The sequence below is a fragment of the Sphingomonas sp. Root720 genome (assembly GCF_001428605.1).
GTDB lineage: Bacteria > Pseudomonadota > Alphaproteobacteria > Sphingomonadales > Sphingomonadaceae > Rhizorhabdus.
In genome coordinates this window covers 18,178-38,631 of the sequence record NZ_LMID01000001.1, presented here as the reverse complement: position 1 = coordinate 38,631, position 20,454 = coordinate 18,178, and the positions used below count along the sequence as shown (strand labels likewise).

General features: G+C 67.0%; 16 protein-coding genes. 7 read left to right on the top strand and 9 right to left on the bottom strand.

Annotated features, from left to right (window positions below; all coding sequences use genetic code 11):
* Positions 1-7: 7 nt before the first annotated feature.
* From astD to ASE22_RS00140, 4 genes are read right to left on the bottom strand one after another with little or no spacing between them, the layout of a single operon-like run.
* Positions 8-1,411 (bottom strand): succinylglutamate-semialdehyde dehydrogenase, encoded by a 1,404-nt coding sequence (gene astD / locus ASE22_RS00155; RefSeq protein ID WP_056353309.1) that lies wholly within the window; start codon positions 1,409-1,411, stop codon positions 8-10.
* The gene (locus ASE22_RS00150) at positions 1,408-2,424 is read right to left on the bottom strand and encodes an arginine N-succinyltransferase (protein WP_235537491.1); all 1,017 of its coding nucleotides are present in this window, start codon (positions 2,422-2,424) and stop codon (positions 1,408-1,410) included. Before ASE22_RS00150 ends, astD begins: the two co-directional genes overlap by 4 nt.
* Before the next feature lie 57 nt (positions 2,425-2,481).
* On the bottom strand, positions 2,482-3,756 hold the full coding sequence (locus ASE22_RS00145; protein ID WP_056353304.1) for an N-succinylarginine dihydrolase: 1,275 nt from the start codon (positions 3,754-3,756) through the stop codon (positions 2,482-2,484).
* Positions 3,753-4,763, bottom strand: a complete 1,011-nt coding sequence (locus ASE22_RS00140; protein ID WP_056353299.1) for an arginine N-succinyltransferase — start codon at positions 4,761-4,763, stop codon at positions 3,753-3,755. Before ASE22_RS00140 ends, ASE22_RS00145 begins: the two co-directional genes overlap by 4 nt.
* A 101-nt stretch (positions 4,764-4,864) precedes the next feature.
* On the opposite strand from ASE22_RS00140, the gene ASE22_RS00135 reads away from it, so the two are divergent.
* Together ASE22_RS00135 and ASE22_RS00130 are read left to right on the top strand one after the other, a co-directional pair.
* Entirely contained in the window at positions 4,865-5,491 is a 627-nt protein-coding gene (locus tag ASE22_RS00135; RefSeq protein ID WP_056353297.1) for a trimeric intracellular cation channel family protein, read from the top strand.
* A 113-nt stretch (positions 5,492-5,604) separates the two neighbouring features.
* Positions 5,605-6,249 carry a hypothetical protein gene (locus ASE22_RS00130; RefSeq protein WP_235536193.1) on the top strand — a complete coding sequence of 215 codons (645 nt, stop codon included), beginning with the start codon at positions 5,605-5,607 and terminating at the stop codon, positions 6,247-6,249.
* 19 nt (positions 6,250-6,268) lie between these two features.
* Here the strand turns inward: ASE22_RS00130 and sppA are convergent, their stop codons facing one another.
* The 5 genes from sppA to ASE22_RS00105 all read right to left on the bottom strand — a co-directional run bounded on the left by sppA (position 6,269) and on the right by ASE22_RS00105 (position 13,656).
* Entirely contained in the window at positions 6,269-8,149 is a 1,881-nt protein-coding gene (gene sppA, locus ASE22_RS00125; RefSeq protein ID WP_056353286.1) for a signal peptide peptidase SppA, read from the bottom strand.
* Between the two features lie 75 nt (positions 8,150-8,224).
* A complete protein-coding gene (locus ASE22_RS00120; RefSeq protein WP_056353283.1) occupies positions 8,225-9,052 on the bottom strand; it encodes a transglutaminase family protein in 828 nt (275 codons plus the stop codon).
* Between the two features lies 1 nt (position 9,053).
* The gene (locus tag ASE22_RS00115; protein WP_056353281.1) at positions 9,054-9,989 is read right to left on the bottom strand and encodes an alpha-E domain-containing protein; all 936 of its coding nucleotides are present in this window, start codon (positions 9,987-9,989) and stop codon (positions 9,054-9,056) included.
* Entirely contained in the window at positions 9,989-11,434 is a 1,446-nt protein-coding gene (locus tag ASE22_RS00110) for a circularly permuted type 2 ATP-grasp protein (RefSeq protein ID WP_056353279.1), read from the bottom strand. Before ASE22_RS00110 ends, ASE22_RS00115 begins: the two co-directional genes overlap by 1 nt.
* A 296-nt stretch (positions 11,435-11,730) precedes the next feature.
* On the bottom strand, positions 11,731-13,656 hold the full coding sequence (locus ASE22_RS00105; RefSeq protein ID WP_235536194.1) for a lytic transglycosylase domain-containing protein: 1,926 nt from the start codon (positions 13,654-13,656) through the stop codon (positions 11,731-11,733).
* Positions 13,657-13,825: 169 nt separating this feature from the next.
* Here ASE22_RS00105 and dapA point away from each other — a divergent pair, with 169 nt between their 5' ends.
* The 5 genes from dapA to ASE22_RS00080 all read left to right on the top strand — a co-directional run bounded on the left by dapA (position 13,826) and on the right by ASE22_RS00080 (position 20,407).
* On the top strand, positions 13,826-14,701 hold the full coding sequence (gene dapA, locus ASE22_RS00100; RefSeq protein ID WP_056353274.1) for a 4-hydroxy-tetrahydrodipicolinate synthase: 876 nt from the start codon (positions 13,826-13,828) through the stop codon (positions 14,699-14,701).
* An 80-nt stretch (positions 14,702-14,781) separates the two neighbouring features.
* Positions 14,782-15,264: an SsrA-binding protein SmpB gene (smpB, locus tag ASE22_RS00095; protein ID WP_056353269.1), complete on the top strand. Its 483-nt coding sequence runs from the start codon at positions 14,782-14,784 to the stop codon at positions 15,262-15,264.
* Between the two features lie 7 nt (positions 15,265-15,271).
* The gene (locus ASE22_RS00090; RefSeq protein ID WP_056353266.1) at positions 15,272-15,847 is read left to right on the top strand and encodes a DUF2062 domain-containing protein; all 576 of its coding nucleotides are present in this window, start codon (positions 15,272-15,274) and stop codon (positions 15,845-15,847) included.
* A 58-nt stretch (positions 15,848-15,905) separates the two neighbouring features.
* Entirely contained in the window at positions 15,906-17,939 is a 2,034-nt protein-coding gene (locus ASE22_RS00085) for a M13 family metallopeptidase (RefSeq protein WP_056353265.1), read from the top strand.
* A gap of 44 nt (positions 17,940-17,983) precedes the next feature.
* Positions 17,984-20,407: a hybrid sensor histidine kinase/response regulator gene (locus tag ASE22_RS00080; protein ID WP_056353264.1), complete on the top strand. Its 2,424-nt coding sequence runs from the start codon at positions 17,984-17,986 to the stop codon at positions 20,405-20,407.
* The last annotated feature ends 47 nt before the right edge of the window (positions 20,408-20,454 follow it).

Sequence of the window (20,454 nt, the reverse complement as noted above, 5' to 3'; positions counted from 1 at the left end):
GCCAGGGTCATAACAGCCGCTCGCCCAACTCGCCGGTCAGGTCGGCGATCCTGTCGGCTTCGAAGCTGGCGACCGGATAGGCGCAATAGTCGGCGGCATAATAGGCGCTCGGCCGATGGTTGCCCGATTGGCCGAGCCCGCCGAACGGCATGTTGGCGGCGGCGCCCGTCGTCGGCCGGTTCCAGTTGACGACCCCGGCGCGCGAGCGGGCGAGGAAGCGGCGCCATAGCTCGGGATCGTCGGCGAGCAGGCCCGCCGAGAGGCCGAAGCTGGTATCGTTGGCGGCGGCGATCGCGGCATCGAAGTCGGGCACGCGAACGATCTGCAGGACCGGCGCGAAGATCTCCGCGTCGGGGACGTCGAGGCCGGTTACGTCGTACATGCCCGGCATCACGAAGGCGTCGCTGCGCTCTAGCCGTTCGAACGGGAGCAGCGTCTTCGCGCCCTTGGCCTTGAGCGCGGCTACCGCGTCGAGCGCGTTCTGCGCCGCGCGGGGCGAGATCAGCGGCCCCATATAGGCTTCCTCCGGATCGTCCCAGGCGCCGATCCGCAGGCGGGCGGCAAGAGTATGGACCGTCTCGATCGTCGCGTCGCCCTCGCTTCCCTCGGGCAATATCAAGCGGCGCGCGCAGGAGCAGCGCTGCCCGGTGGTGATGAAGGCCGACTGGACGATCGCCGCCGCCGAGGTCTCGGCATCGCCCCAGGCGATCAGCGGATTGTTGCCGCCAAGTTCGAGCGCGAGGATGACGTGCGGCCGGTCGATCATCGCGCGGCGGAAATGCGCGCCTGTGCTGGCCGCGCCGGTGAATAGCAGGCCGTCGATGTCGGCGGCGATCAGCGCCGCGCCCTGGTCGCGCCCACCCTGGACGAGTTGGAAGACAGGCTCGGGCACGCCCGCGTCGCGCAGGGCCTGCGTCATGTGCTGGCCGGTCAGCGGGGTTTCCTCGGACGGTTTGAACAGCACGGTGTTGCCAGCGAGCAGGGCGGGGACGATGTGGCCGTTGGGCAGGTGGCCAGGGAAGTTGTACGGCCCCAGCACCGCCATCACGCCGTGCGGCTTGTGACGCAGCACGGCTCGGCCGAACGCCGTGTCGGCCTGGCGGGATCCGGCGCGCTCGGCCTGCGCCGCGATCGACACCGCGACCTTGCCGATCATCGAGCCGAGTTCGGCGCGGGTCTCCCAGAGCGGCTTGCCGGTCTCGCGCGACATGTCGCGGGCAATGTCCTCGGTCCGCTCCTTGAGGATTGCGGCATAGCGCTGGACGATGGCGACCCGGTCCTCGACCGATCGGTCGGCCCAGCCGGGCAAAGCGGCGCGCGCCCGCTCGACCATCGCCGGGATCGCCTCGACCGCGACCTCCTCGCCCTCCCAAATAGCCTGGCCCGTGGCGGGATCGATCGACCGCATCATTGCCTCACCCTCACCATCTCGCCCGGTTTCAACCGCAGCGCGTCGATCGCGCCGCTGTCCAGAACCGCCCGGCCACCGTCAACCATCACCCTGGCCCGGGTCGCGCGGAAGCCCTTGATGGAGGTGGTGGAGACGAGCCTTTCCGGCGCGTCGCCCGGATCGCCGCCGGCGATCGGCAGGGTATCGCTCCGGTCGATCGTGCGAATGCTGTCGCGCGGCACCGAATAGGTCGGTCCGCCGTCGAAGATGTCGATCAGCCCCGACCCGCGAAATCCCTCATGCTCGAGCATCGCTCGCGCAGCCTCGCCCTCGACATGAACCCGTCCGATCGCGTCCTGCGCCGCTTCGTCGATCAACTCGACATAGATGGGGTGGCGGGGGGCGAGATCGAGGATGAACTGCCCATCGGTCGACATCACCATATGGTCCGCTTCGTCAAATGGCAGGCGAAAGAATTTGCTCGCGACCCCCTGCCAGAAGGGACAGGTGCCGTCGGGCGCGAAATAGCCGCGCAGTTCAGCCATCACCGTCTCGGAGAAGCGCTGCCGCTCGGTGCCGATCAGCATGTAGCGCGACCGGGCGAGCAGGCTGCCCGCGCCGCCCGAGCGCCGCTCGGGCCGCAGGTAGAGCGATCCGACCTCGGTCCAGCCCGCGCATTCGTTGACCAGCACCAGCGCCTTATGGTCGAAGCGCGTGTTGATGGCCGAGGAGAATTGCGCGAGCGTCATCACCCGGAAGGAGAAATGCGGCCGCGTGACGCCGACCGCCGCGCGCACGCCGGCGAGGCCTTCGATCCGTCCGGTCTCGCTGTCCTCGAGCATCAGCGTGTACCAAGCCTCGCGCGGGGCGATCGTCCCGGCGAAGCTGGCCTCCGACAGTTCGAGGCGGGTGAGCAGGGTCGCCTCATCCTCGGGAAGGCTGGTGAAGCCCCGGCCCGACAGGACGGCGAGTTCCATGAGCGAGGCGAGATCGGCGGGGCCGGCCGGGCGGACGATCAGCATCGGCGGGTCCACGGGACGATCTGGAGACGGGATGCCATCGTCATCTTGTGCGCCATAAGTGGTCCAAGTTCAAACCCGGGCGAGAAGCGCGTCGAGCGCATCGTGCGCGGCCGAGGCCGCCGACCATAGCGCCGGATCGGCCAGTCCGTTCGCGTCGATGCGCTCGGGCCAGTGGCGCTCGACCAGGGTGCACAGCGCCTCCCACCGGCGATCGTCGAGCAGGAAGCGTGGGTCGATCCCCCGCCGCGCCTCGTCGCCGACCGGGACGCGCAGCCGCAGGCATGCAGGACCGCCGCCGTTGCGCATGCTTTCGCGCACATCGACGACGATCGCCTCGTTGATCGGATTGTTGCCGGCGACGATCGTCTCGACCGCGCGCCAGACCCGTTCGTTCGCGCGCGCTTCGCCGGGCAGCACCAGCGCCATGCCGCCCTCCGGCAGGGTCAGCAGCTGCGAGTTGAACAGATAGGAGCCGATCGCATCGTCAAGTCCGATGCTGTCGACCTCGACCGCGACGAAATCGGGCACGGCGCGCCCGGCTGCGGCGAACAGGCCGTCCCTGTCTTCGAATGCCGCGGCATGGGCGAGGAGGACATGTTCGTTGGCGACGGCGACGACATCGTTATGGAAGGCGCCCGCCTCGATCGCCGCCTGCGACTGCAGCGTGTGGAAGGCGTCGGCACCCGCGAGCCGGGCGACCGCCTCGCCCGCGCGGCGCGCCTGGCGTTCGGGGAAGCGGCTGCCGCGCACCGCGCCGTGGACGAAAATGTTGAGGCCACGATCGCCGTGGCGCTGGGCGATGCGCATATGGTTTGCTGCGCCCTCATCGCTGAAATGCTGCGTGCCCGGAAGGGGCGGGTGGACAGCGAAATGGCGGTCGTCGGCGAAGATGCCGCGCAGCATGCGCCAGGTGTCGGGCGCCTCGAAGCTCCGGTGCAGCATCGTCGCCAGATTGGCGGTGACGAGATGAACTCTTCCGTCGGCGCTGTCGGGACCGGCGATCACGGTCGCGGCATTGGCCGCCCACATCGCCGAGGCCGAGCAGGCGTTGTTGAACAGCACCGGATCCTCGGCGGCAGCCCGCGCCAGCACCGAGCGGTCGTCGCCATCGAAGCCGAGCGCCCGCAACGCGGCGATGGCGGGGCGGCGGGGCGGCGGGATGAAGCCCTGGGCCAAGCCGCGATCCATCAGCCGCTTCATCTTGGCGAGCCCCTGAAGTGCGGCGGCGCGGGGCTGGGAGATCGCCCCGGCGTTGCTGGCGCTGGCGATGTTGCCGGGCGAAAGGCCGGCGTAATTGTGCATCGGGCCGATCAGCCCGTCGAAGTTGATCTCGGTGGCGGTCATATCGCCAGATAGCCGATCCGGTCGCCGTCCGACAGGCCCAGCAGCCTTGCGCTGGCGGGATCCGTCACCGCCTGCGCCCCCGCCGCCTCGATCGATCCGGGCACACAGCAGAAGCCGGCGCCGCTGCCATGCGCGATCAGATGGTCGCGCAGCGCATCGTCGTCGGCGGTGCCCGCGAACATCGCATGGTGGAGGTTCCTGATCGCCTTGAGATCGTCGATCATGGCGATCATCGTCGGACCGGCGTCGAAGATGTCGACATAGCCGTCGTCGCGGAACCCTTCCTCGACCAGCAGGGCATGGGCGCCGCGGCCGTCGTCATGGACGCGGCCGATCGCCCGCTGCGCTTCGTGCGACAGCATGTTGACGTAGATGGGCGCTCGCGGGCCGAGATCGGCGATGAACTGGTTGCCGGTGGTGCCGTTGATGTGATCGGCCTCGGCGAAGCTCATAGCATAGAAGCGGCCGCCGACCGCGTCCCAGAAGGGCGATTCGCCGCGGTCGAGCCAGCCCCTGAGATCGGCGATCACCCGCTGGCCGAAATTCGCGCGGTGGCAGCCGATGAACAGATAGCGGCTGCGCGCGATCAGACGGCCATAGCCGCCGCGTCGCAACGTCGGATCGACGATCAGCCCGCCGACCTCGGCGCAATCCTCGAGATCGTTCGTCAGCGTGAGGACGGGAAAGCGCACCATGCGGCCATCGATGCTCGACCGCTGCGTCGTGTAGCTGATCCGGTAGCTATAGAAGGGCCAGTCGACCCCGATGCGGGGAAAGACCATCCCGCAGCCCCGGATCCGCCCATTCAGCTCGAGGCCGAGGATGATCGCGCCGCCGAGCTTCTCGCCGGCCAGCAGGGCATCGCTGCGCTCGATTCTTTCGCGCAGCACGCCGCGGTCGGACGGCAGGTTGGTGAAGCCTGGGCCGGTGCCTTCGGCCAGGACGAGCAACGCGTCGAGATCGTCGGTGCGGACCGGACGGATGCGGATGGAATCGGGTTCGGCCATGCAACGATGTTCCACCCTTCGCCGCACGCTTTCAAGGGAGGGGAGGGATGTGCGCCGGGACATGGCTTGAACCGGCGCGGAAAGCATAGGAAGGGAGGGCGATGCCGCTGCCCGACCTCATGATGGTTCGAACCGTCCTTCCCTGGTTCGATATCGCCGGAATCGCGATCTTCGCGATCAGCGGCGCGCTTGCAGCGGCGCGGCGCGAGCAGACGATCGTCACTTTCACCTTCTTCGCGGCGGTCACCGGTACCGGCGGCGGCACGATCCGCGACCTGCTGATCGGCGCGCCGGTCTTCTGGATCCACGACAATCGCGCGCTGGCGGTCTGCCTGCTCGCCGCGCTCGCGGTCTGGATGACGCCGCGCCGGATCTGGCCGGTCAAGGCGCTCGAATGGTTCGACGGCGTGGGACTGGCGGCTTATGCGGTGTTCGGAGCATGTAAGGCGCTGGCCTATGGCGTTCCGCCGCTGGGAGCTGCCGCGATGGGGGTGTTCACCGCCTGTCTCGGCGGCATCATCCGCGATGTTCTGGCCGGCGAGCCGTCGATCCTGCTCCGGCCTGAACTCTACGTCACCGCCGCGGCGCTGGCCTCCGGGCTTTTCGTCATGCTGACCCTGCTCGGAGCACCGCTGCTGCCCGCCGCGGGGCTGGCGGCGCTGGCCGGTTTCGCGCTGCGGGCGCTGGCGATCCACAAGGGCATCGCCCTGCCGAGCTATCGCGACTGATCGTCGCGCCGGCTCCGGCCGTTCACCTTCACGTCACCTTCATTCCCCAACGGGAAGGAACCGCAGCGCTCACGGCGCGTAGACTTGTGGACGGTAGTGAAGGAAATGTTGTGATGCGTAACGGGATTTTCACGGCCTCCGCCATGGCGCTGCTACTCGCCGGTTGCGGCCCGAAGCAATTGGCGCTGCCCGGCGATCCGATCGACAAGGCGGCGACCTGCGCGGTCGTCAGTGCGGCGTCGGCGCGCGCCGGCGCGCCCAACGTGAAGGGCGATCTCGGCTTCGACGCGCAGACCCGCATCCTTCATTATGCGATGCTCGCGGCGTCGGAAGGCGGTCCCTTCTCGGCCAAGAAGGCGTCGGAAGTGGTCGGGCGGATGGGCGAGGTGGAGAAGGCCGTAACCGACGGCAAGTGGCAGGCGTTGATGGCGCCCTGCGACCAGGCCTATCCCGAGGTGAAGAAGACAGCTGGCATCGAGCTGCCCAAAGGCAAGTTCGACGCCGAGATAGGCTGCTATTCGCTCGGTGACTTCCTGGTGAAGACCGTGACGACCAGCGACCCCAAGGCGCAGGAACAACTCGCGGCGTTGATGAAGATGCGCCGCGATCTCGACGGCTCGGTGGGCAGCCAGCTCAAGGCGCGCGGCGCGGCCGGCTACGAACGGACGCTGGAACTGAAGCAAGGCGCGCTCGGCCGGATGACGAAGCTCGGCGCGCCGGCCGAAACCGCCAGGATCTGCAAGAACCGTTTCGCCTGAGATCCGCGCCGGGCGACGCTCAGCGGGTCGCCCAGGCCAGCAGGCTGCGCGCCGCGCGGATATCGTCCGGACGCGGCTGCGTTGCGGACGATACGCATTCGAGGCAACGAACCTGGATCGCCGGGCCGGTCAGCACGCGCTGCGCATTGGCGAGGGCGGCGATCAGCACTCGGTCGGGTCCGCCGGCGAGGCTGCCCCAGAAGGCTCGTCCGCTGGCTTCGCCATTCCCCTGGTCGGGGTCGAGCAGCGTGCGGATCATTTCCTTCCAGGGACTCAACGGCTTCTCGATGTAGAGCGGACGCACCTTGGCGGGATCGAGCTTGGCGAGCCGCGCGGCTTCGGCGACCGCGTCGTCGACCGACCCGAAGCCGTCGACCAGCCCGATCTGCCGCGCGCTGCTACCGGCCCAGACGCGGCCTTCGGCGATTTCCCGGACCCGCGCGATCGGAAGCTTGCGCGATTGCGCGACCAGCCCGGTGAAGCGGCGGTAGATATCCTCGATCGATCCCTGCATCATCGCGTCGAACTGCGGCGAGGTGCCGCGGAAGACGTCGGGTTCGCCCGACAGAGGGGTGGTCTTCACGCCGTCCGCCGACAGGCCGAGCTTGGCCAGCGAGCCTTCGAAGGTCGGCAGGATGCCGAAGACGCCGATCGAGCCTGTGATCGTCGCAGGATCGGCGATGATCCGGTCGGCGGGCGTCGAAATCCAGTAGCCCCCGCTGGCGGCAAGGCCGCCCATCGACACGACCACGGGCATGCCGAGGCCCTTCGCCTCGAGGATGGCGGACCGGATCGTCTCCGCTCCGGTCACGGATCCACCGGGGGAGTCGATCCGGACGACCAGCGCCTTGATCCGCTTGCGGCCGAGCTCGTCGAGCAGCAGATTCGAGATGGTGGTGCCGCCGGCCGCCCCGGGCGGGGCTTCGCCATCGATGATATCGCCGGCGACGGTCAGGACGCCGATCGGCGTGCCGCTCGCTTTCTCGGGGTTTGCGTTCGCCCACCGATCGAGCGGAATTGCCTTGAAGCCGTTGAGGCTGGAACCGCCGGCCGCGCCCGCGATCGCCGCCACCCGCGAATTGAAGGCGTTGCGGTCGCCCAGCCGGTCGACGAGGCCGGCGTCGATCGCGGCCTGCGACATCTTACCATTGGCCGCCGCGATCATCGCGACGGGCTGCTCGACATAGGCGGCGAGCTTGGCCCGCGGCCTTGCCTTACCGACATCGCCCATCCACGTCGACCACAGCGCGTTGGCGAGCGCCTGGTTGGCCTCGCGCGCCTCGGGCGACTGATCGGACCGCATATAGGGTTCGACCGCCGACTTGAACGCGCCGACCCTATAGATCTTCGCGGTAATGCCGAGCCGGTCCATCAGCCCCTTGAAATAGAGCCGCGAGCCGCCGGGGCCGGCGAGGATGACCCCGCCGAGCGGATTGAGCCATATCTCGGTAGCGTGCGCGGCGAGCTGGTAGCCGTCGTCGCTGTAGCCCGTGGCATAGGCGAAGATCGGCTTGCCCGCGGCCCGCGCCTTGTCCAGCGCATGGCCGGCGGCCGCGATGGTCGCCTGTTCGCCTCCGGCGAAGGCGTCGAGATCGAGCACGATCGCCTTGACGCCGTTCGAGGCGGCAGCCGACTGCAGCGAGCGTTCGAGATCGCGCAGCCGCGTCTCGCGCGCCATGCCCGAATTGCCGGCGAGCAAGGTCAGCGGATCGGTCTCGGCGGGTTGTTCGACCAGCGTTCCGGTCAGGTCGACGACGAGCGCGCCGGACGAGGGCAGCGTAGGGTTGGGCTTGATCGACAAAGCGAGGAACAAGGTCCCGAAGAAGATCAGCATCGCGATCAGGACGAGCCCGTCCTTGATCCCCACCAGCAGTTTCCAGAGCCCCCGAACCAACGTCATGATATGATCATACCCCGCCTATGCGGCTCACAGATAGGTATGCGACGGCCCGCCGTCCACCGGATCGGCCGAGATTCAGGACTGATATTGATTCTGCGACAGGCTGATGTCGACGCCGACGTTCAGCGCCTCGTGCCCGCCGCCGACCCGCGCCCCCGAGATCGGTGCCGCGTCGCGGAAATCCAAGCCCTTGGCGACGCGGACATAGCGCTCGTCGGGGCACATGTCGTTGGCCGGGTCGAACCCGATCCAGCCGAAGCCGGGCACGTCGACCTCCGCCCAGAAATGCGGAGCCTGGCGATCCCCCTGTCCGGGATCGTCGCGATAGATGTAGCCCGTCACGAATCGCGCTGCAAAGCCGCTGGCGCGAGCCGCCGAGATCAGGACATGCGCGAGGTCCATGCTGCAGCCCGAGTGCGCGGCGAGGACCTCGCCGACGGGGCGGACCTCGGTGCTGCGATGCTCCCTGCATGGAAACAGTCGATAGACGGCGGTGTTGAGCGTATGCATGAGGCTCAACGCATCGCCCGTTTTGGCGGACTGTTCGCGCAGCAATTCGTGCAGTCGGTCGCACGGCGCGGTCAGGTCGGTGGTGCGGGTATAGACCATGGAGGGCAGGGTCTCGATCGCGCCCGATATCGCGCCGGCCCGATCCTCGGTCAGCACCTCGCCCGTAACGCGCAAACCGATCCGCTCGACCGGCCCGGCGAGATAGAGCATCGAGACGATATTGCCGAAGCCATCGGTCGAGCGTTTCAGCCGGGCATCGCAATCGACGTCGATCCGCCAGTCGACGATGTTCTGCCCGATATGGCTCGACGGCGTCATGCGCAGTAGCTGGACGACCCGGGCCTGCGGCTGCGTATAGCGGTATTCGGTCTGGTGATGGATCAGGAGGCGCATCTCATCCGAACCGGAACTGTTGCCCTATGGCGTGATGGATCCTGGTATTCTCATAGATGAAGGCGGTCAGCCATTCGTGCAAACCCTGAGCGAAGATGGCGTCGATCGTCGTCCGCTCGAGCGCGTTGTGGCGCAGGCGGGAAAGCCGGTCGGCCTCGCCCTGTAGCCCGGTGCGCTTGCCGATCGCATTGAGATGCATGATCACCTCCTCCGACGAGGCGATGAGCGAGCGGGGCAGTTCCGGCTTGAGGCAGAGCAGCTCCGCGACGAGCCAGGGCTTGAGCCCTTCGCTGAAGAGCCAGCGATAGGCGGTGTTGGCCGAGACGGTGTGAAGGATCGTCGTCCACTGGTCGCGGTCGATCGGCCCGCCGACCTTCTCGCCCTCGGGCAACAGCAGGTGATATTTGACGTCGATCAGGCGCGCGGTGTTGTCGGCGCGCTCCATGGCCGCGCCGAGGCCGAGAAAGCTGTAGGCCTCGTTGCGCAGCATGCGGTGCAGAGCGCCCTCGAAGCCGCGCGTCTCGGCGCGGATCTGCTCGACGAGGCCGAGCGTGGTCTGGCTGCCACCGGTCGATGCCCGACCGCGCAGGCCCAGCCAAGCGCGGTTGATCGCCTCCCAGGCGTCACGGCTCAGCGCGGTGCGGACCGACTTGGCGTTGCTGCGCGCGGCATCGAGGCAAGAGCGGATCGAATTGGGATTGGCCGCCGACAGGGTCAGGTAGCGGCTGATCGCCAGCGGCGAACGGGTTTCGCCGGTCAGGCTGAAATCGTCGTCGGCGGCAGCGACGAGCAGCGCGCTATCCCACGCGCCTTGGCCGGCCGGGCGGGCGGACAGCGCGTCGAGCCGGATCGTCGCCTCGATCAGCCGGGCGGTGAACTCGGCACGCTCGACATAGCGGCCGATCCAGTAAAGCGAGTTGGCGGTGCGCGACAGCATCAGGCGCGCTCCTCCGGGCCGGTCAGGATCAGGCTGTCCTTGGTACCGCCGCCTTGGCTGGAATTGACGACCAGCGATCCCTCGCGCAGCGCCACCCGCGTCAGGCCGCCCGGCGTGATGGTCACGCCCCTGCCGCCAGACAGGACGAACGGCCGGAAGTCCACATGGCGCGGAGCGACGCCGCTTTCGGTCAGGGTAGGCACCGTCGACAGGGCGAGGGTGGGCTGGGCGATGTAGCGATGCGGCTCGGCCACCAGCGCCGCGCGGAACTCCTCGATCTGCGCTCGGGTGGCGGTCGGGCCGACGAGCATGCCGTAGCCGCCCGACCCGTCGACCAGCTTGACCACCAGCTTGTCGAGGTTGTCGAGCGTGTATTTCAGGGCGCCGGCCTCGCGGCAGCGATAGGTCTCGACATTGGGAAGCCTGGCGTCGCCGCCCGAATAATATTTCACGATCTCAGGCATGTAGCTGTAGATCGCCTTGTCGTCGGCGATGCCGGTGCCGGGTGCGTTCACCAGCGCCACATTGCCCGCCATATAAGCGGCGACGATGCCGGGCACGCCGAGCAGCGAATCGGGCTTGAACACCAGCGGGTCGAGATAGTCGTCGTCAATGCGGCGATAGATCACGTCGACCTGAACCCGCCCCTCGATCGTCCGCATCCACACCTTGTCGTCGTCGACCTCGAGGTCGGCGGCCTCGACCAGTTCGATGCCCATCGAGTCGGCCAGAAAGCTGTGCTCGTAGAAGGCCGAATTGAAATGGCCGGGGGTCAGCAGCACGCAGGTCGCGCCGGCGCCCAGGTTGCGCGGCGATACCGACTGAAGCGTCTCCAGGAGCGCGTCGGGATAGGAGTCGATCGGGGCGACGTCGAACTGTTCGAACAGCTCGGGACAGAGCCGCAGCATCGCCTCGCGATTCTCGAGCATGTAGGAGACGCCCGAGGGCGTGCGGGCATTGTCCTCGAGCACCCAGAAATCGTCCGGCCCGGTGCGGACGAGGTCGATGCCGCAGATGTGCGCGAACACGCCGTGCGGCGGTTTCGCGCCCGCCAGCATCGGTCGGAACTGCGGATTGGCGAGGATCAGTTCCTCGGGCACGACCTTGTCGGCCAGAATGCGGCGCGCGCCGTAGAGGTCGGCGAGGAAGGCGTTGATGGCTTCCACGCGTTGCACGAGCCCTGCCGAAAGATTGGCCCATTCGCGCGCGGTGAAGACGCGCGGCACGATGTCGAAGGGGATGATCCGCTCGGCCGACTCCTCTTCGCCATAGACGGCGAAGGTGATGCCCAATTGTCGGAAGGCTGCCTCTGCGGCTTTTTGCCGGCGGTCGAGCTCGCCGGACGGCGTCGTTTCGATCCATTCGGAGAGCTGCGCAAATTCGGGCCGTCCCGCCGGGTCGCCCGGTTTGCCACGGATCTCGTCGAAAGCGTCTGCCCCTGCCATAGCGCTCCGTCATGTCCTGATCGACGAGCCGATCGTGCAACGCTTCGCTGCGCTGCACAAGAGGCTTTGCAAAGGGGGTATGCGATATGCTGCCGGACGGCTCCCCCCGTCGTTGCAGAACGCGGAGTGCCAGCCCGCGTTCCGCGACATTTCATGTCCTTGTTTTTCCTTTGATATTAACCTGACGGCCACCGTCATCCCGACGAAAACCGGCCTTGCACTTCTGCGTCTGGGGCTCTCGACGCTAAAGGCAGAGAGACCCAGCTTTCGCTGGAATGACGGGGTGGGCGCCGGGATCAGCCTGGCTGGATCTTGCCGAGATAGGACGAGAGGCGGTTCTTCGTCATGCCCCGCGCGCGGGACGGGTTGAGGAGATCGTAGACGACGGCGTTCTCGAGTACTTTCTGCACATAGCCGCGCGTTTCGGCGAAGGGGATAGCCTCGATCCAGTCGATCACGTCGACCCCGCGAAGCCGCGGATCGCCGTTGGCGCGGATGAACTTGTTCACGTTGCCCGGCCCCGCATTGTAGCTCGCGATGGCGAGGACGTAGCTGCCGCCATAATAGTTGAGCATCCGGTCGAAGAAGGACGACCCGAGCATCACGTTATAATCGATGTCCGCGAGACGGGCAGGATCATAGCCCAATCCCATCTTGCCGGCCTGTTCGCGCGCCGTCGCGGGCATGAGCTGCATCAGCCCGCGCGCGCCGGTGCGGCTCGTCGCCTGCCGGTCGAACTGGCTTTCCTGCCGGCTGATCGCATGGATCAGGGTCCAGTGCTCGTTCATCGCGGGAGGCACGGGCACTTCGGGGAAGCCGATGCGGAGCGGATCGGGCGTGCCACTGGTCCGCGCGGCACGCGATACCATCACGCCCAAATCGGGCCGGTTCATCGATTTCGCGAGCTCGCCGGCCAGGATGTGGTCGCTGTCGGTCTTCGCATTGGCGGCGATCAGGCGGATGAAGGCCGTCTGGTCCTGCCACTGGCCGTTCCGGCCGAGCAGGCGCGCTGCACGTACGACCTCGCTGGCTTCGAAGGAGGCGCGCTCGGTCGCGGGAACGACGTTGCGCGGCGGTTCGGCCGGAACGGCAAGCTCCCGGCCCAGTCGTTCGGCGGCGAGCTGGCCGTAGAACTGGTCGATATGGGCGGCCGCCTGGCCCAGATAGCTTCTCGCCCAGTCGGGCTTGCCGCCGCGCTCGGCCGCGCGACCTGCCCAGTACCAGCCTTTGGTCTGCGTGCCCGGCGTCTGCGCCGCGCGGGAATAGCGGTCGAACATGGTGACCGCGTCGTCGTAACGGCCGATCTTCTGGAGGGCGATGGTGCCCGCCAACCACATCAGACTGGTATAGTCGTCACGCTCGGCATAGGGCCGGTCGCGGATGCGCGTGCCGGGCGGAAAGGCCTGTTCGGCGTGCTTGGCGATCGCCAGCGCGACGTCATACTGCTTGTCGGCATCGGCCGCCTGCGCGAAGCTCAGCAGATTGTCCAGGAAGTAGGCGGTGTCGAACGGCGGGCTCGTCAGGTTGCGCGACTGACCCAGCCAGATGCGCGCGCCCATGCTGTCGCCCCGATCGCGCAGATAGCGTGCGCGCTCGATCATATAGCCCGGATCGTGATTAACCGCGTCGCCGGCGGAGGCGATCCGCGCGTCGACGTCGGGATCGTTGCGCAGCAGGGCGAGTCGCGCCGCGAACAGCATTCGCTTGGCGGGCGACACGTTGGCGATCTGGCGCGAGGCCGGGGTCGTTGCCCGATCGAGCAGCAGGCGCTCCATGCGCCGGTCATGATCGGCCGGGGTCATGCTGGCACCGAAGCGGGCGAGCAGCCGGATCTCGTCCTCTTGCGAGAGGCCTTTCGTCACCCAGGCGGCGGCGGCGTTGCTGCGGGCTTCTACCGGATGTCCGGTGGCGGCGAGCGCCTCGGCGTAGCGCGCCTGCCCGGCGGCGGTCAGCGGCGGAAAGCGAGTGAAGAAGGTGACGACCGACCCGCGATCGAGGCCGTTCGGGTCGATGCGCCGCTCGGCCGCTCGACGCATCGCGGCTTCGCCGGGCCAGCCGGGATGCGCGATCAGAAAGGCTGAATAATCCTGGAAAGGGAGCGAATCGCTCTGCTGCAGCCGTCGCCATTCGGTGACGACGCCCTGCAGGACGTCGGTCCGCCACGCCGGCGCACCGGGCGCCGGCGACCGTACCGCCGACGGCGGCGCCGGTTCGGGCGTCATTGTCGCCGCGATCGCAGCCGTGGAGACGAGGACGGACATGGCCGTAAAAAGACGCCGGGAGCGGCTGGACAGGAAAGGGGTGCCGAACCTATTGGGCGCATTCGTTTCTGGGACGAGCTTCATGGCGCCATTATGGCCTGCTAAGCTCTCGAGGTGAAGGGAGAGCGTGATGTTCAGTGGGTCGATACCAGCCCTGGTGACGCCGTTTCGCGGTGGGGCGTTCGACGAGAAGCTGTTCCGCGGCTTCGTCGACTGGCAGATCGCCGAAGGATCGAGCGCGCTCGTGCCCTGCGGAACGACAGGCGAAAGCGCGACGATGTCGATCGCGGAGCACAACCATGTCGTCCGCGTCTGCATCGAGCAGGCGAAGGGCAGGGTGCCGGTGATCGCGGGTTGCGGATCGAACGACACGGTCGTCGCGCTGGAGCATATGAAGGCGGCGCAGGCGGCCGGTGCCGATGCCGCGCTCGTCGTGCTGCCTTATTACAACCGGCCCAACCAGGACGGCCTGCTCGCGCATTTCCGTTATCTGGCCGACAATTGCAGCCTGCCGATCATCGTCTACAACGTGCCGACCCGCACCGTGACCGACATCCTGCCCGAGACGCTGGGCAAGCTGGCCGGAATCGGGAGCATCGTCGGCATCAAGGATGCCAGCGGCAAGGTCGAGCGCGTGTCGGCGCAGCGCCAGCAGTGCGGCCCGGATTTCTGCCAGCTGTCGGGCAATGACGACATGACGCTCGGCTTCATGGCGATGGGCGGCGTCGGCTGCATCTCGGTGACCGCCAATGTGCTGCCCGGCCTTTGCGCCCAGTTCCAGCGGGCCTGCGCCGAGGGGCGCTGGGCCGATGCGCTGACGCTGCAGGACAAGCTGTTCCCGCTCCATGCCGCTCTGTTCAGCGACGCCTCGCCAGGCCCGGTCAAATATGCGTTGACTCGAACCTATGCCGATTTCCCCGACGAACTGCGCCTGCCGATGACCTGGCCGTCGGCCGCGAGCCGCGCCGCCGTCGATGCGGCGCTCGCCCATGCGGGTGTCGCATGATCCTTTTCCGGCTTCCGGCCGTGGTACGGAGTTTTCCGTGCCACGCGACGAAACCGATCCTTTTGCGTTAAGTAGAGTCCATGGCCCGCCCGCGACCCGTAGAATTCGAAAAGAAGAAGGTGGTCGCCGAGAACCGGCGGGCGCGATACGACTATTTCCTCGAACAATTTTTCGAGGCCGGCATCGCGCTGACCGGGACCGAGGTGAAATCGCTGCGGTTCGGTGAGGGATCGATCGCCGAAAGCTATGCCGAGCTGAAGGACGACCAAGTCTGGCTGATCAATTCGAACGTTCCCGAGTTCAGCCATGGCAATCGCTTCAACCATGAGCCGAAGCGGGCCCGGAAGCTGTTGCTGCACGGGCGCGAGATCGACAAGATGCGCAACGCCGTCTCCCGCGAGGGGATGACGCTGATCCCGCTGTCGATCTATTTCAACAGCCACGGCCGGGCGAAGGTCGAGCTGGCGCTGGCCAAGGGCAAGAAGCTGCACGACAAGCGCGACACCGAAAAGGCCCGCGACTGGAAACGCGAGCAGCAGCGCCTGCTGCGCGATCGCGGCTAAGCCGGCTATGTTCGATAGTATCGGCAAATGGTGGCGCAAGAACGCTCCGACTCGCGAATCGCTGGAGGAGGTGCGCTGGCTGCGGCCCTTCGCGCACCGCGTACTCGAACCGTCGCTATGGCGTTTCACCCGCCGGTCGGTCCCGCGCGGCGTCGCACTGGGCCTGATCGTCGGCATCTTCCTGATGATCCCGGGCCTGCAGATCATCGGAGCGGCGCTGCTGGCGCTGCCGTGCCGCGCAAATGTGCCGATCGCCGTGGCGATGACCTTCCTCAGCAATCCGGCGACGACGCCCTTCATCCTCTATCTGTCGATCATCGTCGGCAATCGCTTCATCCATTCTCCAGTCGACGTTGGCACCGTCATGACGATGATCAATCAGGGCGCGAGCCTGGCCGAATGGGCCGAATGGCTTGCCTCGGCCGCTGCGCCCGCACTGGTCGTCGGCCTGTTCGTGATCTCGGTGATCACCGCCGCGGTCGGCTATCTGCTGTCGGGCTGCCTCTGGCGCGCATGGGTTTCGCACAAATGGAACCTGCGCGAACGGCATCGGTCGGTGCAGGCGGGGGAAGAGCGGGGTTGATCCTGACAGCCTTGATGGTAAGCCGACCGTCATAGTCAGATCATACACCGAGGTTTCCATGAAGATTTTCCTGATCGCCCTCGCGGCGAGCAGCATGCTCATGCCCGTGGCGGGCAACATCGCGCGGGCGGCGCCGGCCGGGACGGCGACGAAGCCCGTCTATGGCGATTTCGGCTTCGACACCGCCGGGATGGACAGAGGTGTCCGCCCCGGCGACGATTTCTACGCCTATGCCAACGGGGCCTGGGCGAAGAATACCCCTATCCCGTCAGATCGCTCCAACTTCGGCATGTTCACGGTGCTCGACGAGCTGTCGATGTCGCGCAGCCGCGCCATCCTCGACAAGATCTCGGCGACCCCCGGTACCCGCATCGGTGATTTCTACGCCAGTTTCATGGACGAAGCTGCCGTCGAAGCCGCCGGCATCGCGCCGCTGCGACCGACGCTCGCCGCCGTCAAAGCGCTCGAGGGCAAGCCCGCCGTCGCGGCGAAGATGGGCGAATATCTGCGCCTCGGGATGCGAACGCCGTTCCGATCCTTCGTCGACCAGGACGATAAGGATCCCGAACATTATATCGCGATCATGCGGCAGGGCGGGCTCGGCCTGCCCGACCGCGACTATTATCTGAAGACCGACGCCGAGATCGCGAAGACCCGTGCCGCCTATCGGGCGTATCTGGCCCAACTGCTGACACTGGCCGGCGAGCCGCGGGCCGAGCAACGCGCGGCTGCGATCCTGGCCTTCGAGACCGATTTGGCCAAGGTCCAGTGGACCCGCGTCGATTCGCGTGACAGCACCAAGACCTACAACAAATGGACAGGGGCGGATTTCGTCCGGAACGCGCCCGGCTTCGACTGGGACGGCTTCCTGAAGGCGGCGGGCCTCGATCGCCAGGCGGCCTATCTCGTCGGACAACCGAGCGCCTTCGCCGGCATGGCGAAGGCGATCGAGGCGGCACCGGTCGACGTGCTCAAGGACTATCTGCTGCTGTCGGCGATCAACGCCGAGGCACCCTATCTGTCCCGCAACTTCGTCGACGCCGAGTTCGCCTTCAACCAGACGGTCCTGTCGGGCACGCCCCAGAATTCGGAGCGGTGGAAGCGCGGCGTGACCCTGATCAAGGAACAGGTCGGCGAGGATCTCGGCCAGGAATATGTGAAGCTCTACTTCACGCCGGAAACCAAGGCGGCGGCGGACGAACTGGTGCGCAACATCATCGCGGCGATGGGACGGCGGATCGACGGGCTGAGCTGGATGTCGCCCGAGACCAAGGTCAAGGCACGCGCCAAGCTGGCGGCCTTCACGCCCAAGATCGGCTATCCGAGCAAATGGCGCGATTATTCGGCGCTGGAGATCCGGCGCGGCGACCTGCTCGGTAACGTCCTGCGCGCCAACGCCTTCGAATGGCAGCGCAACCTGAACAAGCTCGGCAAGCCGATCGACCGGACCGAATGGGGCATGACCCCGATGGAGATCAACGCCTACGCCAATTTCGGCATGAACGAGATCGTCTTCCCGGCGGCGATCCTGCAGCCGCCCTTCTTCGATCCGCACGCCGATCCGGCGGTCAACTATGGCGGCATCGGCGCGGTGATCGGGCATGAGATCAGCCATCATTTCGACGACCAGGGCGCCAAGTACGACATGCACGGCCGGCTGTCCGACTGGTGGACTGCCGACGACGTCAAGCGCTTCGGCGTGCTGACCGACGGGATCGTCCGCCAATATGACGCCTATGAACCGCTGCCCGGCATGCATATCCAGGGCGCGCTGACCCAGGGCGAGAACATCGCCGACCTTGCCGGGCTTACCGTGGCGTACGAAGCCTATCAGATGGCGTTGAAGGGCGCGAAAGCGCCGGTGATCGACGGCTTCACGGGGGATCAGCGCTTCTATCTGGGCTGGGCGCAGGTGTGGCGGCGCAACTATCGCGAAGCCAATCTGCGGCAGCGGCTGCTGACCGACCCGCACTCGCCGTCGATCCAGCGCGCGTGGGTCGTCCGCAATCTAGACCCCTTCTACAAGGCCTATGACGTGAAGGCCGACGAGAAGATGTACCTCGATCCGGCGGCTCGCCTGCGCATCTGGTGAGGCATCCCGCTTGACGAAGCGGGGAGGGCGGAGAACAAGCGCGCATGGTCACGCTGTTCCCCGCCGCCCCGATGTCCGCGAGTTCGGGTCGCTTCGTCCTCAACGCGCTGCTGGGGGTGCTCGGCTTCATCGCGTCGATCGGCATGACCGGGATGATCTGGGGCGCCACCGACAATCTTCTGGTCGCGGGCCTGTTCATGCTCGCCTTCTGCCTCGGTATCGGCATGATCCTGCTGGTCGCGATGATCCGCGCGCAGATCCACACGCGGCCGGAACGGCAGCTCGACATCGAACTGATGCTTGGCGCGATCGAGGATTCGATGTCGGGCGTCGCGATCACCGGCCCGCACGGCGACCTGGTCTGCGCCAACCGGCAATATGAAGCCTGGTTCGGCGGGTTGCCGACACCGCCGGGCCTGCCGCTGGATGCGGCGGCCCGGATGCAGCTGTCCACCGCTGCGCTCGCCGCGCGGCGCGATGGCCGCGTCCAGATCGCGAAGCTGTCGACCGATCGCGGTCTCGTCGACGTGGTCGTGCGGCGCGCCGGCAACGGCGACGACCATCTCGTCTGGCGCTTCCGCCGGTCGAGCGAGTTCGACGGGCTCGGCGACATCATGCGGATGCTGGGCAGCGAGATCGGCCGGCGGATCGGCAGCGCGGGGGTGATGACCGCGCTGGTCGACGGCAATGGCATCGGCCTCGTCGGCAACCGGGTCTTCCTGCAGCGTGCGCTGGGCTCGGTCGATGCACCGAGCGCGGGCTGGGCCTTCGCCGAATTGCTGCGCAGCGATGGCGAGCTGATCCGGCTTGCCGCCGATCCCCCCACTGCCGACCCGATCCGCCTGATCCAGATCCCGCTCGACAACCAGGGAGGGGCCGACGCGACGCTGTTCCTTCTGCTCGACGAGCCCGCAGGCAATGGCAGCGAGGCACGTGCGGTGGCGACGGGCGATCTCCACGCGCTGCTCGGCATGCTGCCGATCGGCCTGGCCGTGGCCGAGCGCGACGGCCGCGTCCTGTTCATGAACGCCTCGTTCCGCCGCGCCGCGGGGCTGGGGGCCGAGGCGACGATCGTCTATCCGAGCGACCTCGTCGTCGAGGAAGACAAGGCAGCCGTATCGGACGCGGTGCGGCGCTTCTCGGCGGGGCGGGGATCGGCGAGCGACCTGTCGGTACGCTTGAAGGAGCGGCCCGAGGAGAATGTCTCGCTGACGATCGCCGCCGCCAAGGGGCTCGGCAAGGCATCGGTGTTGCTCAGCCTCAAGGACAATAGCGAGGAATCGAAGCTCAAGCGCCAGGTCGCCCAGGCGATGAAGATGCAGGCGGTCGGCCAACTCGCCGGCGGGGTCGCGCACGACTTCAACAATATCCTGACCGCGATCATCGGCCATTGCGACCTGATGACCATGCGCCACATCCCGGGCGACAGCGATTATGACGACATTCAGCAGATCAAGCATAATTCGAACCGCGCGGCGGCGCTGACCCGCCAGCTGCTGGCCTTCTCGCGGCAGCAGACGCTGCGTCCGCAGATATTGCAGATCCCCGACGTCATCTCCGAGATCTCCAACCTGCTGAAACGGCTGCTGGGCGAGACCGTGCGGCTCGAGGTCAGCCACGGCCGCAACCTCGGCACCGTCCGCGCCGATCCGGGCCAGCTCGAGCAGGTGATCGTCAATCTGGCGGTCAACGCGCGCGACGCGATGCCCGACGGCGGTACGCTGACGATCCAGACCTATGCGGTCTCGCAGGCCGATGTCCGCCGTATCGGTATCGAGATCATGCCGGTGACCGAATATACCGCGATGAAGGTGATCGACACCGGTAGCGGCATCCCGGCCGAAAATCTCAACAAGATCTTCGAGCCCTTCTTCACCACCAAGGAGGTCGGCAAGGGTACGGGCCTCGGCCTTTCCACCGTCTATGGCATTGTCAAGCAGACCGGCGGCTTCATCTTCGCCGAAAGCGAAGTCAGAGTGGGGACGAGCTTCGTCATCTACCTGCCGGTCCACGAAGCCCCCGCCACGGTCGCCGCCGCGCGAGCGCCGGTCAAGGAGGCGAGTACCGAGCTTTGGGGCACCGGCACGATCCTGCTGGTCGAGGACGAGGCGATGGTTCGCGCCGTCGCCGAACGCGCGCTGGCGCGACAGGGCTATACGATCCTCACCGCGACCAATGGCGAGGAGGGCCTCGAGATGCTCGAATCGGCGGCGGAGCCCATCGACCTCGTCATCTCGGACGTGGTGATGCCGTCGATGGACGGCCCCACCATGGCCCGCGCGGCACGGGAAAAGCGGCCCGATCTGCCGATCATCTTCATGTCCGGCTATGCCGAGGAACAGCTGCGCAAGTCGATCGACCTCGACAATATCGGCTTCCTGCCCAAGCCTTTCTCGGTCCAGCAGATCGGACAGGCCGCGCGCGAGGCGCTGGCCGACCACGCCCGCACGGAGACCGTGGAAGGATGAAGGAGTGCCTCAATCCCGCTTACGCAGAAGCCGTTCCGGCCTGATGG